Origin of the sequence: Phyllobacterium sp. OV277 (assembly GCF_900104355.1) — a bacterium.
GTDB lineage: Bacteria > Pseudomonadota > Alphaproteobacteria > Rhizobiales > Rhizobiaceae > Phyllobacterium.
In genome coordinates, this window is the sequence record NZ_FNIY01000005.1 from 1 (window position 1) to 14,791 (window position 14,791).

Consider the following 14,791-nt stretch of genomic DNA (forward strand, 5'->3'; position numbering starts at 1 on the left):
CTGACCCCAGGCGGCCATGACAGGTGCGTCAGACGGAACCAGCGCCTTGGCATCCGGGCCATAACCCATGACAGGCACATCAACAGCCGCCACATCGCCAAAGGCTGCCCTGATCCGGTCATTGGCCGCATTGCGCAACAACTGGCTGCTATTGACCAGTGCTGTCTTGGCCGAGGCATGTGCCTCACCCGACAACCGGCCAAACGCAGCACGCGCTTCATCGGCGCCCACCTGTAGAACAACAGCGTCATAAACAGCGTTGCCACCACCCAATGTTTCAACCGCTGCTGCCGTCATCCGCTGATTGCCTGTCACGCCAACGGAAGGAAACAAGACTTTATTGCGGGCAATATCAAGATAGACGGTACGCGGATCATAGGTGAGACCAAGGTCAACAAACGGCATATTCTGGCTGAGGTTTCCGAAGGCGCCGGTGATGCCGCCATCTGCACTCAAAATGGTATAACGACGTCCCGGCATGTAGTTGCCCAAGACTTTGACCACATCCACATTGGCACCCGCGATAACAGCCGATCCGCTTGCCGCAATCCTGTCGCTTGATCCAGCAGGATCAATCTCGACACGATAGGTTGAGCCAGCGCCGAGGCTGACATTGCCAGCCACAGATAGCGTGCCAATCGAATTTCCGGGAGCAATCGTACCGCCGCTTGCTACGGTCAAACCGCCGATTGTCCCACTGCCGCCAAGGGTCGAACCTGCACCAACGGTTACATCGCCCATAAGCTTGGCGCCCGGATGGTCAGCGTCACCAATGACCAATCCGCCACCGTTGATCAAGGTTGAGCCGCTATAGCTGCTCTGTCCGTTGAGGATCAGCCAGCCAGCACCCGATTTGGTCAGATTGCCGGTGCCGTCAATATTGCCATTATAGCGAGTGTTGATCGCCTGATTCACACCGAGTGACGCGCTGCCAAGCTTGATGCTTCCGCCCTGACCCGATAGCGACGACATCGACAGGCTGTAATTATTGAGGTCAAGACTGCCGCCATTGACCTGATAGTTGGTACCATCGACAAAACCACCGGCAATGCCTGATTTCAGCGTGCCTTTCTCGACAAAGGTTCCGCCCATGTAGCTGTTGGCACTGGCAAAGACGAGGGTACCATCGCCGAGCTTTGTCAGGCTGCCGGCACCCGTCACGCCCTGATCCACAGATACAGTATTGCCGGCATCGGATATATCAATCCAGCCCGGTTGTTCCAAAGACACAGCGCGGTCGAGATTGTGCATGGATTGACCAACGACTCGAAGGCCACCATAGGCGAGCCTGAGTTTGGCCTGACGTCCCCCCAAAGCCGCATCTTCATCAACAATAACAGTGCCACCATCGGTTACGAGCGTTTCGCCAATGAATGAATGATCGTCGATGCAATAGTCCTTGATCGCCTGCTGGAAACGGGCGTCTGTGCTTTTGCAATTCAGCAGGGTCTTCTTTTCGGCAAGTGTCAGACCAGTGAGGATAGGATTGCCATCAGCATCGGCAATCTGGCCGAGATAAACATCGTTGCGGTTATTGTTGCGGGTTAGATAAAATTCCTTGTTTTGCCCGGCGAAATTATAAGCACCAGAGCCCCAGACGAGCCGGGTCTTTTCTCCTGCACCCTCGGTATAATTTTCAAGCTGCGGCCCAATCCAGCGCAAATCCTGTGCCACGGGTTCGTGATCGGACAAAGACCCCCCCGATGGCAGACGGGCGCTACCGGAAAGATTGCCTGTAGATTTACCCGTATCGCCAATCTCGGTCCATTTCGCGAACGGCCGCGACATCATGATATGATCAATGGTGACGCGATCCCAGCTGGCCCATGTGTTGGTTGCATCTTCGCCATCGCTGGTCCAGGTGGCACGTTCATCACCCACCCGGCTTGGCTGAAACTGCTCCCTGTTTCGCTCCAACTGGAAAAGCTGATACTGCTTTTTCAGAATATTCATCGTCACCGGCAGATTGTCGGCAACGGGATAGGTTTCATCCTGCAGGCCGGTATCCTTTCCAGCCTTCATGGCTGTCTCCAGAGCTGTTCCCCACTGCGTCCACGATAATGAATCGATGTTTTGACCGGGAAATGCATCCTGAATTGTCTGCCGATATTTTGCCGTATCGGCTAGCGCCAGATATTCGTTAGCGAGCTTTTTATAAAAGCTGTTTCCGCCAGCCGCTTTGATGACCAGCAGCTGCTGCTCTTTCCTGTTCAGCCCGCGCTCGGATATATCGCCCGCATTGAAATCACCGAGGATGACTGTTGGAACGGGGTTGGCCGCAGCGGCAATGTTGAGTTCCTTTGATTGCCTTATCCGGTTTGTCGACTCGTCGTAGTAGTTCAGATGGACGCTGTTGACGATCGCGGTGGGAAAGCCGTTACCCGGATTAATCCTGACTGAGTCTCCGGGTAAATTTTGAAAGGCAACGGATGAAAAGAGGCTGCCGCTGCCCTTCGCGCCTTCATCCGGGTTTTTCTGTGCGGTGACGAAGCTATCTTGCTTTCGTGGTCCGCTGTTCATCACATCAAGCGTGTTCTGCGCGAACCAATCAGCGACACTTGTACCTTTGAAAGTAGCGCTTCCGTTATTGTTCAATTCCGGGAGCACCAGTACATCCGGTGCCACGCTGCGAAGCAATTGCTTCATTGCATCGGTGTAGACAAGATTACCGGCCAGTTTTTGCGCCGGGTCCCAGATTTTCGAGTTGGCCCCAAGATTCCAGATATTAAAGGCCATGAACTTCACAGAGTAGTTTTTTGTGTTCGCATCCTGTGCCATTGCCGGGGATGAAACCCCGCAGGCAAGGACTGCAATGGCACTGCTAGCCATTCCAATCCTCAATGCTGTCAGTGTGCTATTCCGCTTCTGCTGCTTTTGCATGATGTAGCCCCCGCCTTACGATCAATATCAAATTGACGAATTCAAAATGTTATTTTTCCAACATTAGACGATGCATATGTCAGTTTAACAACATTTCTTGCGGAGAGTCTTGCTTTCCCGTCATTTGATCAACACAAACAGCGTCGAACAAACCAACCCTCTGGAATGACAGGGAATATGGGGAAGACAATTTTGGCAGCTTGGCGCAAGTAGATTGCACTATAACGGCTGCACGCTATGAAACACGCTTTGGGCTCGTGACCTGACCATGTTTGACGTCGTTATTATGTGGCTTGTCTGGATAAGTATCAGTTGATCCGAAATCACTTCAACCGGCGCTAATCAAGCCGCTTTCTGCTCAACTTCGACCGTCACATGCGACAGGTCATGGATATGCGACAGTTTTGCACGATAGGAAGAAGGCGCTTCCGGATGATCGCTTATGATTGATACAATCGCCCCGTGATGACCCGGTCCAAGCTGCCACACGTGAAGGTCCGTAATGACATCGCCTTCCAGTTCAATGGCAGTGCGAATTTCTTCCGGCAAATCCTCGTTTGACGGAACATAATCAAGCAGAACACCACCAGCGTTGCGGATAAGGCCCCACGACCAGTTGGCGATGACCAGCGCACCAACAATACCAATTGCCGGATCAAGCCAGAGCCATCCATAGAGGCTTCCCGCCGTGAGCGCGCCGATTGCCAATACAGAGGTCAGCGCGTCAGCCAGCACATGCACATATGCCGCCTGCAGATTGTTATCATGTGCATGAGTGTGGTGGTGATCATGGTCGTGGTGCCCGTGATGCGCATGATCATCCCGCAAAAGCCAGGCACAGATCAGATTAACGGCAAGACCAACGACGGCGATGGATATCGCCTGCGGAAAATTGATCGGGATCGGATTGGTCAGGCGCAGAAAACTCTCCCAGCCGATCAGTATGGCGATAAGGGCAAGAACCACGGCGCTGGCAAACGCAGCCAGATCGCCGAATTTCCCGGTTCCAAAGGTAAAACGCGGATTACGGGCATGTTTCCTTGCGTAGAGATAGGCCAGAGCCGCAATGAGCATAGCTGCTGCGTGAGTGGACATATGCCAGCCATCAGCGACCAATGCCATCGAGCCATAGACCGTGCCTGCAATAATTTCGGCAACCATCATCACAGTCGTCAGGATGATGACGAGCCATGTCCGGCGCTCGTTACGGGCATGATTGTCACCAAGGAACACATGATCGTGCGAACCTGACTCTAAATGCGTCGATTGGTTCTGCGTCATTTGAGATATTTCCTTACAACATCAATGAGCTCTGCCGCCCCTTGCGCCCTCTCGGCATCCTCGTCTTTGTCCGGATCGACCACATGCATCCGAATGTGATCTTCAATGAGTTCGCCCATCAGGCCATTCACTGCACCCCGCACGGAAGCGACCAGGTTCAGGATTTCGCCGCACGGCACCTCCGCTTCCAGGCCACGTTCAACAGCCTCCATCTGCCCTTTCAGGCGACGGATGCGAGCGATCAGTTTGGTCTTTTCTGCGATTGTATGACTCATAATATACCCCCCTACCCTATATTTTGCTTTCATGCAAGATGAACGCGCCAGCCAACCGTTGAGCAAAGAGGTATCAGATCAACCGTGCCGGGTTCATTCCGTGTCGGTAAAACTGTTTAGATCAACGACGGTATGGGCTCTGTCTCAGCTTCACATCACAACAACTTTCGCGCCAATTTTGACCCGCCCATACAAATCATTGACGTGGCTGTTCAGCATCCGGAAACATCCTGATGACGATGTTGTTCCAATGGTTTCCGGCTCGTTCGTACCGTGAATTCGATAAAGAGTTTGACCGAGATAAATCGCCCGTGATCCAAGCGGATTGTCAGGTCCTCCCGACATTGAAACGGGCAAATCCGGGCGTCTTTTCAGCATATCGGCTGGTGGAGTCCAACTTGGCCATTCTGCCTTGCGGCTCACCTGTTCAACACCGTGCCATGCGAAACCCTCGCGGCCAACACCAATCGGATAGAGCAGCGCCCGGTCTCCAAGCACAAACAGAAGTGACATCTTCCGTGTGTCGATAATGATCGTTCCAGCAGCTTCATTGCCCGTATATGTGACGTATCTCGGATCTGCTATCCGGGTCGGACGATGCGTCCGCTGCGGGGAGTTCGATCCGGATTCGCCAAACAGAAAATCTCGGTATTCAGGTGAAATAGCATCCACCGGTTGGTTCTGTGCATACGTAGACTGCACCACAAACAGAAGCATGGGGGCGGCAAGAACTGCAAAATATCTGAATGATAACAAGAGATGTCTCCGGCGGTCGTTAATTCAAATCACCTTGGCTGCCACCAGATAATTGGCAACGGCACTAAATCTGCGTTCAGGAACAGGGGTTCCGATGCTGACAGCTTCAAGATCCTGTGCGAGTTCTTCGTCCTCATACATCGGAATGGTCAGCGCCTGAGCCCGGGCAAGCATGACGTGATAATTGTCTGCCGTAGAACGGCAGGTCAGTACTGGCACAGGCGTCTCTCCCGCGACATAGCGCACACCTATGATGAGGCGATCGCGGCTTATGATAAGAAGTGAACTGTGTTTGAGACCAACTCTCACCGCACTTGTGGCGCGCCGCTCTGCCAGCCGCTCACGTTGCACTGCCGGATCGCCTTCAATATCCTTGCGCTCGCGCTTAAGCTCACTTTGCGTCATCTGCATTTCACGCATGAACAACCAGCGTTGCAGCACGACATCAACGGCACCAACGATCAAAAAGGCTATGATCGTCGTTATCGCCAGCGGGCGAACCATCGCCCAAAAAGTTTCCTGCGTGCACGCGCCGCCACAGGAAGGCGATTGAAACAGAGCTTCCAGCCCCGACCGGAACACAATGATAAAAGCCACGCCGAGGCATGATATCTTCACGATGCCCTTCAGAAATTCCACGACGCTTTTCAGGGAGAATATCCGCTTGAACCCCGTCGTAGGACTGATCCGGCTGAAATCCGGCTTCAACGGGTCTGTCGAGAACACAAAGCCTCCGGTAATGGCCGCATTTGTGACTATGATGATGGCAATTGTGATGATGAGGATAGGCAGTACAGATGTAAGGAAGCCGCCAATGGCTATCCGGGTCATGCGGTACAACACATCTGCAAACGGTTGTTCGTAAAATCGCGCGGCTTCCTCGAACATTGATTCAGCGCGAAATTGCAGCGATGCCAATATGCTGGAAAGAAACACGATTCCTCCCAGCAATGTCGCTCCCGATACCATGTCTGTGCTATGCGCTACCTGTCCCTTCTCGCGCGCATCATCAATTTTCTTGTCTGACGCCGGTAGGTTTTTTTCTTCACTGGTGTCTGTCACTGCTCATATCCGCATTTCAGTCCGTCATTTGTGCCACAAACGGCAACACTCACAAAACGAATTATGAAACTTGTGAAACTGATATCATATGCGCTATTGAGTTAGCTGTGAATATTCGCGGGGGAGAGTTGCATGGCACTACGTTGGGCGAATGCTTTGGCATATGGCGGGGTGCTGCTCGCGCTGTCCGGTTGTAACACCACACCCGAAAAGCCAACTCCGCAAATGACCGATCAAGCCCGGCTGATGAAACTTGCTGCCGATGTCGAGAAACGTGGCGACAAGGGAACAGCGCTTGCGCTTTACGAGCGCGCAGCAACATCCTCGACAGATCCGGCCATCCAACTGCGCTTGGCAAAGGCGCGTGAGGCTGCGGATGATCTCGAAGGCGCCGAAACGGTTTATCGCAGCATCCTGACCGCAAACCCCAATAACAGTGACGCATTGACAGGATTGGGTTCAATACAGTTGCAAAGCGGCGATGCGCAGGGTGCCATTCGCTCGCTCAGCGCAGCTGCAACGCAGAAGCCAACAGGCAGAATCTATAACAAGCTGGGCACAGCCTATATCCTGCTCGGGCAAACAGAAAATGCGGAAAACGCTTTCAACAAGGCGCTCGCAATCGAACCCGGCAAGCTTGACACCCGTACAAATCTTGCATTGGCACAGGCAATTGGCGGAAAATTCCCCGTTGCCACCTCGACAATGCAGGAAGTGGTCAATTCACCATTGGTGGAAAGACGCCAGCTTATCAATTACGCGGTTATCTTGCGTATGTCAGGCCGTACCGACGAAGCCCGCGCGGTCAATGTCCCTGAGATGACAGCAGCAGGCAAGGAAACCATTCTTCGCCAGGCTGCCAATGCTGTGACAATCAAAGATCCTGCGTCCCGCGCCAAAGCGATCGGTGTGATCGCTTCCGGCTGATACGCACAGCAAGTTCTGCATAAAGCGGAACCTGCTTGAAATCAGTTTCCCCCAAGATTGGTGGTGGACTCCGCTGGCTTGCTTCCAACGCGCTCGTCACCCTCGATTATGCGCTTGGCTGCACGCGCAACGGGCGCTGCCATGGCCGGACCCATGTCTCGACCGCGTACCAGGTCGCCCTCTTTTTCCGCCATCAGTTGCAGATTGAGATTGTTGGCGCAACCTGAAGACAGATACAGCGCATCCGGCGTATTGTCAGGGGTGGTGCACGCGTCTGGAACAAGCATTCGGCCCTCAGCGGCATAACCTCTCTCACCCGGCCTGTCATACCCCTTGCGCACGATCTTGCCTTTGCTGCCTGCCGCAACAGGGCCGGTGGAAACATAGTGATAATTGGGGGAATAGGGTTCAGGCTGGGTCTGGCAGCCGCCCACACCCAAGAGGGCGCACAACCCGGCAAAATGAAGAATCTGGCGTGGGCTCATTTTCATATTCTTAATCTCCCACATAGAACCCGTATCCCTTTTTCGCTACCTGCCGTTTCTTGGCAACCGGCGCAGATAGTGCACCACTTGGACTGTCCAGCGGCGTTTTCAGCGACCTGTCGGATCGTGGCTGAACCAGATAGGGCGTTATGAGAATGACAAGCTCGGTCTCATTGCGTTGAAACTTTTTCGATTTGAACAGGCTTCCAAGGATCGGAACGTCGCCAAGAATAGGAGTTTTCTCCAGTTCTCGCGTCTCTTCCCGTTGGAACAGACCCGCTATGGCAAATGTCTGACCACTGCCAATTTCAACAGTTGTATCGGCCCTGCGAACCTTGAAACCCGGCACACTGATACCGCCGATGGAGACACCCGTGGCAGCCGAGATTGTGCTTACTTCCGGCTTGACCTGCAGCGAAATGCGGTTGTTGGGAAGAAGCGCCGGTGTGAATTGCAGCGAGACACCAAATTGCTTGTACTCAATACCGATTTGCCGGTCGCCAGCTGGGACCGGAATCGGAACTTCGCCACCGGCAAGGAAACTGGCGGTTTGGCCGGTTACGGCTGTGATATTCGGCTCCGCAAGAACCGTCAAAATGCCATTGTTCTGCAGAGCGTCCAGCAGAACATCGACATTCACATTCCCCGTCCCAAGATGCGCATTGATACCACCGGGAACTGTCGCAAGAGGGCTACCCTTTACGATGCCAAATGAAAATGAGCCACTATCAATCAAGGCGCTCCAGTTCAATCCATAGCGTTCGAGCGAATTGCGCGAAACTTCGGCAAATCGCACACGAATATTGACCTGATTGGCACCCTGTATCGTGGTATTGTTGACGGGAGGGTTGCCGGGTTTTGCATAGGACTGGATGACCGATTCCGTATCGACAGCTTCGCCGACAGACCGGGCTTTACCCGTCGCAACCGTCTTTTCACCAAACAGCTTTACATCGATGACCGTGTTGGGCTGCAACGTCTTCATCGACTGTTTTGCAGGGTCGGTATTGCCGGAAATAATAAGCTTCATTGTCCCGCGCAAAGTCTGATCCGCATTGAGCGCGATGAGGTTTGTGGTACCAACAGCCGAACCGAACACATAGATCGCTCCGGGGGAGACGACGCGAACATCGGCTATCTGGGTGTCGGCAACGAAGACTGACTCAACAGGCTGGTCAAAGCGGATAATGACGCCCTGCCCCTGTATCAGTTTCAACGGCTGACCGGTCATCGCATCCACGCTGATTGTTTGCGAGAACGCAGTTCCGTCCATGAAGATCATCGATATTGCGCCCAGAAGCAGAGCACACAGCATCATGCCGCGCCGCAAGCCAAAGGACCGTTTCATATTGAGTATCAGGTATTTCACTATTCTGGGTCCCCCGACCTTGCATGCCGGACTATCCGGCTGTTTCCGTCTGGTCATTGCGTTCGGCCTTCAGCGATGAAGGTTTTTCCGGTGCAGGCAGTGCAATAGTTGCCAGTGATTGCACGTTGAATTCAGAGGCGATTTCTTGATAGGAAAGCACCGGAATATCGACATTCTGGCCAGCAAGAACGCTGTAAATCTGCCTGCGGATATCAATCGATGTCAGCACCGAGCGCTTCAACATCGGGTCGCCGGAATTCAGGAGCGCGCTTATCTGATCAATGAGCGGCTTCAACACGTCGTCCTGTATATAATTGCCTTGCCTCAAAGCGGTCCGGATCGCTTCTTCAATCTGCCGTGTCAGAATGAACACCGGAATGATCCGGTTCTTCTCCGCACGGCGATGGCTGATCTGCCGCGCCAGACCGCCCCGAACGAGTTCGGCCATCTGATGGGCATTTTCGACTTGCGGTGCATTTTCCACGATCGTTTCAAGGATCGCCCGCATGTTGGTGATGGGCACATCTTCCTCAACGAGACGGCGCAAAACCTCGGAAATCTTCTGCACAGAAGAGACTTCAACCGCTTCCTTCACCAGTTCCCCGTATTGGCTTTCGCAAGCGGCAAGCAGGGCTTTTGTTTCCTGAATGCCGGCAAAATGCGAAGCGTAACGCCGCAAGGCGTGGAACATGATTTCAAGAAGAACAGCATCAGGAGCGTGGAACGTTATGCCCGCATCAATGAGCTGCTGCTCGTGCTGTTTGTGAACCCAATAGGTCGATCTGCGGCCTATGAGCGATCCCGCATCCTCATAGTCTATGCTCATCAAATCCAGATCTGTCGCCGAATCCAGAACAAGCAGATGCTCGGGTTCAATCGCACCCTCGACAATCGGCACACCCTCAAGATCAATGCGGAAATCGTTCTTGTCGCCGTCTTCGGTTGGCCAGAGCTGGGCCTGCGGAATATTGATGCCAAGATCAATGAATATACGGCGTTTGATTGTATCGGCGCCCGTGGCAAATTTTTCAGCCGAAATCGCTTTACCAAGGTCCTCACCAAGCCAGACTGCAAGTCGCGACATGGTTTCACGCGATGGTTCCGGTGCCGCAAGTTCAACTTCCTTGCTTTCATTTTCCAGCGCAAAGACTGCATTCTCAGCCTTGATCTGACGCTTGCGCATGAATGCAAGGCCACCAGCCACGGCTGCTAGCGACAGGAATACAGTCACGGGCATGCCTGGAACAAAGGCAAGCAGGAAAAGGATGACAGCAGCCAGAGAGATCGCGCGCGGATCGGCGCCAAGCTGGCCAATGATTTCGGTTCCCAGATCCTGATTACCGTGTGAGGCAACGCGTGTTACGACTGCACCCGAAGCAACAGAGACAAGCAACGCCGGTATCTGGGCAATCAGACCGTCACCGACTGTCAGCAGCGAATAGGTATGAGCCGCCTCGCCAAAGGACAATCCACGCTGCCAGATACCAATGCTGAGGCCACCGATCAAATTGATACCGATAATGATAATACCGGCAATGGCATCGCCCTTGATGAATTTCATAGCGCCGTCCATGGCGCCATAAAATTGGTTTTCCCGTTCGAGATTCTGCCGTTTAACCTTGGCTTCAGCGGCGTCTATGTCGCCATTGCGCACTTCGTTGTCGATGCTGATCTGTTTGCCCGGCAGTGCGTCAAGTGTGAAGCGCGCTGCCACCTCAGCCACACGTTCCGCACCTTTAGTGATGACCACAAACTGGGCGACGGTAATCACGAGGAAGACAACGAGGCCAACGACGATCTCGCCGCCCACGACAAAATTCCCGAATGTATTGACCACATCGCCCGCGTCTGCCTGCAGCAGGATAAGACGCGTTGTCGTGATGGTAAGAGACAGGCGAAACAATGTTCCCAGCAAGACCACAGAGGGCAGCGCCGAGAACTCCACAGGCTTGGAAATATAGAAGGATACAATCAAGACCATCAGGCTGAAAGCGAGGTTGATACCGATCAACACATCCACCATCACCGTGGGCAAAGGCAGGATCATCATGGCGATTGCCAGCAGCACCATGACCGCGACGATCAGATCAGTACGTTTCGCCGCCATTCGGGCCAGTTGGTTAAGCTGCAAAAGTATCTTCATCGTCACGATCCCGCCGGAGCAGTTGTCGGGGATGCGGATCTTTTGGTCATGAAGTCAGAGAACGTCTCACGGGCTTCCTGATACTGTCCTGCCGTCCACAAGGCACGGCTCTCCAGCGCCGCCAATTCCAGCTCAAACTCCTCACCCAATCCCGCAATGCGATCTATGGTCGTGAGGGCGCGGGCGGCCGCGCCCTGTTCGATGAACACCACGGCGAGCGTCTTGAGAATGGCCACATCATCTGGCGCAACACGCGCTGCAAGCAGCAGGAATACCAGACCACGATCCAGATTTCCTGCCCGCCAATAGAGCCGACCTAATGTATGAAGATATTCGGCGCTTTCACGCTCGCTGAAGTTCAACGGACTTTACCTCTGCAATTCGACCGTTCACATCCCGGCATTTATCGATTTCTTCCTGCATCAATTCTGCGGCGATGGCGGCAATTTCCGGTCCAAGTTCGAGAACAGGCAAGACATGTTCCAGAATGTGCAGAAGCATTTCTTCGCTATGGAAGCCCTTCAGCTTGCCGATTGCAGATGTGTCAACCCGCGAAAATTTGTCCGTACGCTTGCGGTTTGCATTCTTCCCGCGTTCGTTGAAAAGCTTGGTGCTGCGCAACGCAGCTTCAAAAGACTGAACATCCGTTGCTGCATTCGCGCCAGAACGATCACCAACGGTCGGCAACAGCCGTTCCGCCCGCTCCCGCCCTTCTGTACGACGCAGATCAAGCGCCATTGGCCTCTCTCCCCGCCCGTTAGAATGTCAATGTGAATTCTTCGACGTTGCGCTTGACGACAAGCCTGTCAGCCCCGATCTCCTTGATGATCCAGCCATCCTCCAGCGCGGCGCCTGTGTAGAGACGCGAACCGTCAGCTGCAATTGCGTAGGGTTTTTCTCCGAACCAGATCGCCTGCAATTTGAACTTTGGTTGAATCTTCTTTGCCACTTCATGCACGCTGCTCGACACGACGTTGTGGCTGCCATACTGGCTATCAAATCTGTACTGGACATCAGCCCATTTCTTCATCTGCGCTGGATCGACTGCGCCATCAACATGGACACGCGAGCCATCCCACTGAACATCAAGGGCACCAAGGCCATTATCCGCCAGCATCTGGTTGAGCACTTGCTGGGGATCAGCCGCAGCCGAAACATCGGGAACAACCTGCGACGCAGCAGCGATTGTCGAATCGGTACGACGACCATCAAGATTGCTGGCAACACCGGCCTGAACAAGTGCGATGGACAAGCCCAATAGCGCGACGCAACCACCGAACAACCCGGCTTTGCGCAAAGGCTGAAGATAAGATTGCAGACTATGCCGCGCATTGGCTGGACCATCCAGAACCATGGAGACACCGCCAGCCGAGATTTTCACGGGCAGCTTGGTGCGCATTCCCTTACCGATATCAAGTCTTGTGCGGTCATTAATGATCACTTCGCCGCCATGGGCGCCAATAACCACCATTGCTCCGGCACGGCGAATTGAAAAGTGCCGACCCTCTATCGAGCTGTCGCTTAGAAACAGGTCACAGTCCGTTGACGAGCCGATCTCGCAATCGTCGCCCGAAATAGGAACGGTTACACCGCGATGGACACCATCAAGAACATTCAACGTCAATTCACTTGTGGCGCCAGAAATTTGCTTCATCAACATCATGTGAAACCTGCATTTGTTGTGGTCGCCAGCATTCGCGCCCCATGGCGCGCGCAAAGAAAAAAGAGAGCGGATGGCTTGGGGCCACCCGCTCTCCGGTAGAAATTAGCCAATTTTTGCTTTGGCAATATCCAGCACGCTCTGACCATCCATTGTTGCAAGCTTTGTCTGCGTTGCTTCTTTCTGGATGCGATCAAATGCTTCCTTCAGGGAAGCAAGATTGCTGTCGAAGTTGGTGGATGATGAGGAAGCGTTTACGGAACCTGACTGAGCCATGATGAATCCCTTTTGCGTTTCAATTAACTATCAGCTCGACACTGCGAGCCTTGTTAAAGCACAAATCAGTGCTAACTCACAACTAACAGCATACTCATATGTTGGCAATATTACAGAAAGGAGATCGCACTTACCAATCACTCTTTTGTCTTACAAATATTACAACCCCACTTTGGGAAATTGGAATAATTTATGAGTAACATACTGTTTTATAATGTTTTTTCCATAAAGGATTGATAATATTTCGTCACGCATATGAGGTTTTATCCGCTCACATCTATATCACAATAACATTGACAGCGAATACTCACAATTGTAATCCTTCAACGGTGAGTTTGCTGAACCGGGATGTGAAAGCGTGGGAGAAAATATCGCCTATTTGGGTTATTCCGCTTTCCTGACGGCACTCGCCGCAGTGGTGGTAATAGCAGGCGCGTCAGCCGCAGCCGCGCTGCCGGAATGGACGAACAGACCTTATAATTATGTGTTGATCAATCAGGACTTGCCAGGAGCCATGAAGGAATTCGGCCGAAATCTTGGATTTCCCGTGGTGCTTGATGGTCAGGTGCGTGGCCAAATCCGCGGACAGATCAAAGCGCAAACGGCTGGGCAATTTCTCGATGAACTCGCAGAAGGCAATGGCCTGAACTGGTATTTCGACGGCGCGATTCTTCACGTCAGCCCCAGTGACGAATTCAAGACGCAGGTTATCGAGCTGGGGCGACTCACTGGCGATGTCGTGCTGAGTGAAATGAAACGTATGAAGCTGTACGACGAGCGTTTCTCTATCAACTACAGCAAGAATGCCGCGGCGCTGCGCGTCTCCGGGCCGCCGTCCTATATCGAAGTGACAAGGGAGGTTATCTCAACCATCCAGCCTCCCCCGGCAGCTGACGACGATCCCAGAGTACGCGTGTTTCGTGGTCGCGGTTCAACCGTTGATGAAACCGTTGAATTGCAGTCCGCCCGCAAACGCGTGGATAGCCAGGGATCAAAACCCGCCAACGCGTCGCCCAAAACGACAAACTGAGGAGATTCAAGCATGACTGTAGAACGGACAACAGCGGTTACCCCGCAGCAGGCAACATCACCGGCGGATGATGCGGCACAGAAGCGATTCGAAGAGGAGTTGCAGAACTCAATGCTTTCCGGCGCCACGTCGATGTTCACCCAGTTCATCATGGATATTGCGGGTGATCAAATGAGCGAAGCCAATTCGTCTGAGTAAGTATCAGCCGTAACCCATCAACGAGGTACTCTCCAATGGTCACTCAAATTGCTCCGGTCAGCGGCGTTTCGCAGCACCAGCTTGTCGAGCCGATCTCGGCCAATCAGCAGAATATCTACGAGCATGTCGCAACGACTATTCAATCAATGCCCCATGGTGCCAGCCCTGTCGATGTTGGCCGCAGTCTCGGCACTGCATTCAAGACAGTTGCAGACCGGCTTGAAAGTGGACGACTTGAAGTTCAACGCTTCTTCGCATCAGGTGACGGAACTGCAGCAACCGCTGGTCAGCCCAAAGATCAGTCTTCGCTGAGCAAGGACAAAATGGGAAACCTCATACAGGGGCTCACCATGTCGTTTGATCTGATGCAGCGCCAACACATGATCGCAAATGTGCCTGTTCAGTTGACCACAAGTGTTCGTGAAACGACACGCGGCGGTGGTTGAGGT

Annotated in this window: 16 protein-coding genes; 4 read left to right on the forward strand and 12 right to left on the reverse strand. The window is 53.2% G+C overall.

Translation table 11 applies throughout. The features are described 5' to 3' along the window. The 5 genes from BLU05_RS16935 to BLU05_RS16955 all read right to left on the reverse strand — a co-directional run. On the reverse strand, window positions 1–2,829 hold a 2,829-nt coding region (locus tag BLU05_RS16935; protein WP_175540645.1), incomplete at its 3' end, for an autotransporter-associated beta strand repeat-containing protein. Between the two features lie 393 nt (window positions 2,830–3,222). Further along, window positions 3,223–4,161: a CDF family Co(II)/Ni(II) efflux transporter DmeF gene (dmeF, locus tag BLU05_RS16940; RefSeq protein WP_091882373.1), complete on the reverse strand. Its 939-nt coding sequence runs from the start codon at window positions 4,159–4,161 to the stop codon at window positions 3,223–3,225. Continuing rightward, window positions 4,158–4,436 (reverse strand): metal/formaldehyde-sensitive transcriptional repressor, encoded by a 279-nt coding sequence (locus BLU05_RS16945; RefSeq protein ID WP_091882376.1) that lies wholly within the window; start codon window positions 4,434–4,436, stop codon window positions 4,158–4,160. The genes dmeF and BLU05_RS16945 overlap by 4 nt, the downstream gene beginning before the upstream one ends. A 150-nt stretch (window positions 4,437–4,586) precedes the next feature. After that, window positions 4,587–5,153, reverse strand: a complete 567-nt coding sequence (locus tag BLU05_RS16950) for a L,D-transpeptidase (RefSeq protein ID WP_091883125.1) — start codon at window positions 5,151–5,153, stop codon at window positions 4,587–4,589. 63 nt (window positions 5,154–5,216) lie between these two features. Continuing rightward, entirely contained in the window at window positions 5,217–6,254 is a 1,038-nt protein-coding gene (locus tag BLU05_RS16955) for an EscU/YscU/HrcU family type III secretion system export apparatus switch protein (RefSeq protein ID WP_091882380.1), read from the reverse strand. A 132-nt stretch (window positions 6,255–6,386) separates the two neighbouring features. Here BLU05_RS16955 and BLU05_RS16960 point away from each other — a divergent pair, with 132 nt between their 5' ends. Then, window positions 6,387–7,181, forward strand: coding sequence for a tetratricopeptide repeat protein (locus BLU05_RS16960; protein ID WP_091882383.1), 795 nt, complete (start codon window positions 6,387–6,389; stop codon window positions 7,179–7,181). 41 nt (window positions 7,182–7,222) lie between these two features. Here BLU05_RS16960 and BLU05_RS16965 read toward each other — a convergent pair whose 3' ends face one another. From BLU05_RS16965 to BLU05_RS26265, 7 genes are all read right to left on the reverse strand, one after another. Beyond that, window positions 7,223–7,672: a hypothetical protein gene (locus BLU05_RS16965; protein WP_348271765.1), complete on the reverse strand. Its 450-nt coding sequence runs from the start codon at window positions 7,670–7,672 to the stop codon at window positions 7,223–7,225. A gap of 4 nt (window positions 7,673–7,676) precedes the next feature. Beyond that, window positions 7,677–9,014 (reverse strand): type II and III secretion system protein family protein, encoded by a 1,338-nt coding sequence (locus BLU05_RS16970; protein ID WP_091882386.1) that lies wholly within the window; start codon window positions 9,012–9,014, stop codon window positions 7,677–7,679. A gap of 52 nt (window positions 9,015–9,066) precedes the next feature. Beyond that, window positions 9,067–11,178: a type III secretion system export apparatus subunit SctV gene (gene sctV, locus BLU05_RS16975; RefSeq protein WP_091882389.1), complete on the reverse strand. Its 2,112-nt coding sequence runs from the start codon at window positions 11,176–11,178 to the stop codon at window positions 9,067–9,069. A 2-nt stretch (window positions 11,179–11,180) separates the two neighbouring features. Further along, a complete protein-coding gene (locus BLU05_RS16980) occupies window positions 11,181–11,540 on the reverse strand; it encodes a tetratricopeptide repeat protein (RefSeq protein WP_091882391.1) in 360 nt (119 codons plus the stop codon). Next, the gene (locus BLU05_RS16985) at window positions 11,521–11,916 is read right to left on the reverse strand and encodes a hypothetical protein (RefSeq protein WP_091882394.1); all 396 of its coding nucleotides are present in this window, start codon (window positions 11,914–11,916) and stop codon (window positions 11,521–11,523) included. The genes BLU05_RS16980 and BLU05_RS16985 overlap by 20 nt, the downstream gene beginning before the upstream one ends. Before the next feature lie 19 nt (window positions 11,917–11,935). Beyond that, complete coding sequence (locus BLU05_RS16990) at window positions 11,936–12,841, reverse strand: SctD/MshK family protein (RefSeq protein ID WP_091882396.1); 906 nt, start codon at window positions 12,839–12,841, stop codon at window positions 11,936–11,938. A 102-nt stretch (window positions 12,842–12,943) separates the two neighbouring features. After that, window positions 12,944–13,114 carry a hypothetical protein gene (locus BLU05_RS26265; RefSeq protein WP_162700357.1) on the reverse strand — a complete coding sequence of 57 codons (171 nt, stop codon included), beginning with the start codon at window positions 13,112–13,114 and terminating at the stop codon, window positions 12,944–12,946. Window positions 13,115–13,472: 358 nt separating this feature from the next. Here BLU05_RS26265 and BLU05_RS16995 point away from each other — a divergent pair, with 358 nt between their 5' ends. From BLU05_RS16995 to BLU05_RS17005, 3 genes are read left to right on the forward strand one after another with little or no spacing between them, the layout of a single operon-like run. Next, complete coding sequence (locus BLU05_RS16995) at window positions 13,473–14,144, forward strand: hypothetical protein (protein WP_091882399.1); 672 nt, start codon at window positions 13,473–13,475, stop codon at window positions 14,142–14,144. A gap of 12 nt (window positions 14,145–14,156) precedes the next feature. Further along, entirely contained in the window at window positions 14,157–14,342 is a 186-nt protein-coding gene (locus tag BLU05_RS17000; protein WP_091882401.1) for a hypothetical protein, read from the forward strand. 35 nt (window positions 14,343–14,377) lie between these two features. Further along, on the forward strand, window positions 14,378–14,788 hold the full coding sequence (locus BLU05_RS17005) for a hypothetical protein (protein ID WP_091882404.1): 411 nt from the start codon (window positions 14,378–14,380) through the stop codon (window positions 14,786–14,788). The last annotated feature ends 3 nt before the right edge of the window (window positions 14,789–14,791 follow it).

Bases quoted from the DNA above. Each gene is read 5' to 3' on its own strand.
- dmeF (WP_091882373.1), bottom strand. From the start codon at position 4,161: ATGACGCAGAACCAATCGACGCATTTAGAGTCAGGTTCGCACGATCAT.
- BLU05_RS16945 (WP_091882376.1), bottom strand. From the start codon at position 4,436: ATGAGTCATACAATCGCAGAAAAGACCAAACTGATCGCTCGCATCCGT.
- BLU05_RS16950 (WP_091883125.1), bottom strand. From the start codon at position 5,153: ATGCTTCTGTTTGTGGTGCAGTCTACGTATGCACAGAACCAACCGGTG.
- BLU05_RS16960 (WP_091882383.1), top strand. From the start codon at position 6,387: ATGGCACTACGTTGGGCGAATGCTTTGGCATATGGCGGGGTGCTGCTC.
- BLU05_RS16965 (WP_348271765.1), bottom strand. From the start codon at position 7,672: ATGAAAATGAGCCCACGCCAGATTCTTCATTTTGCCGGGTTGTGCGCC.
- BLU05_RS16970 (WP_091882386.1), bottom strand. From the start codon at position 9,014: ATGAAACGGTCCTTTGGCTTGCGGCGCGGCATGATGCTGTGTGCTCTG.
- sctV (WP_091882389.1), bottom strand. From the start codon at position 11,178: ATGAAGATACTTTTGCAGCTTAACCAACTGGCCCGAATGGCGGCGAAA.
- BLU05_RS16985 (WP_091882394.1), bottom strand. From the start codon at position 11,916: ATGGCGCTTGATCTGCGTCGTACAGAAGGGCGGGAGCGGGCGGAACGG.
- BLU05_RS16990 (WP_091882396.1), bottom strand. From the start codon at position 12,841: ATGATGTTGATGAAGCAAATTTCTGGCGCCACAAGTGAATTGACGTTG.
- BLU05_RS26265 (WP_162700357.1), bottom strand. From the start codon at position 13,114: ATGGCTCAGTCAGGTTCCGTAAACGCTTCCTCATCATCCACCAACTTC.
- BLU05_RS17000 (WP_091882401.1), top strand. From the start codon at position 14,157: ATGACTGTAGAACGGACAACAGCGGTTACCCCGCAGCAGGCAACATCA.
- BLU05_RS17005 (WP_091882404.1), top strand. From the start codon at position 14,378: ATGGTCACTCAAATTGCTCCGGTCAGCGGCGTTTCGCAGCACCAGCTT.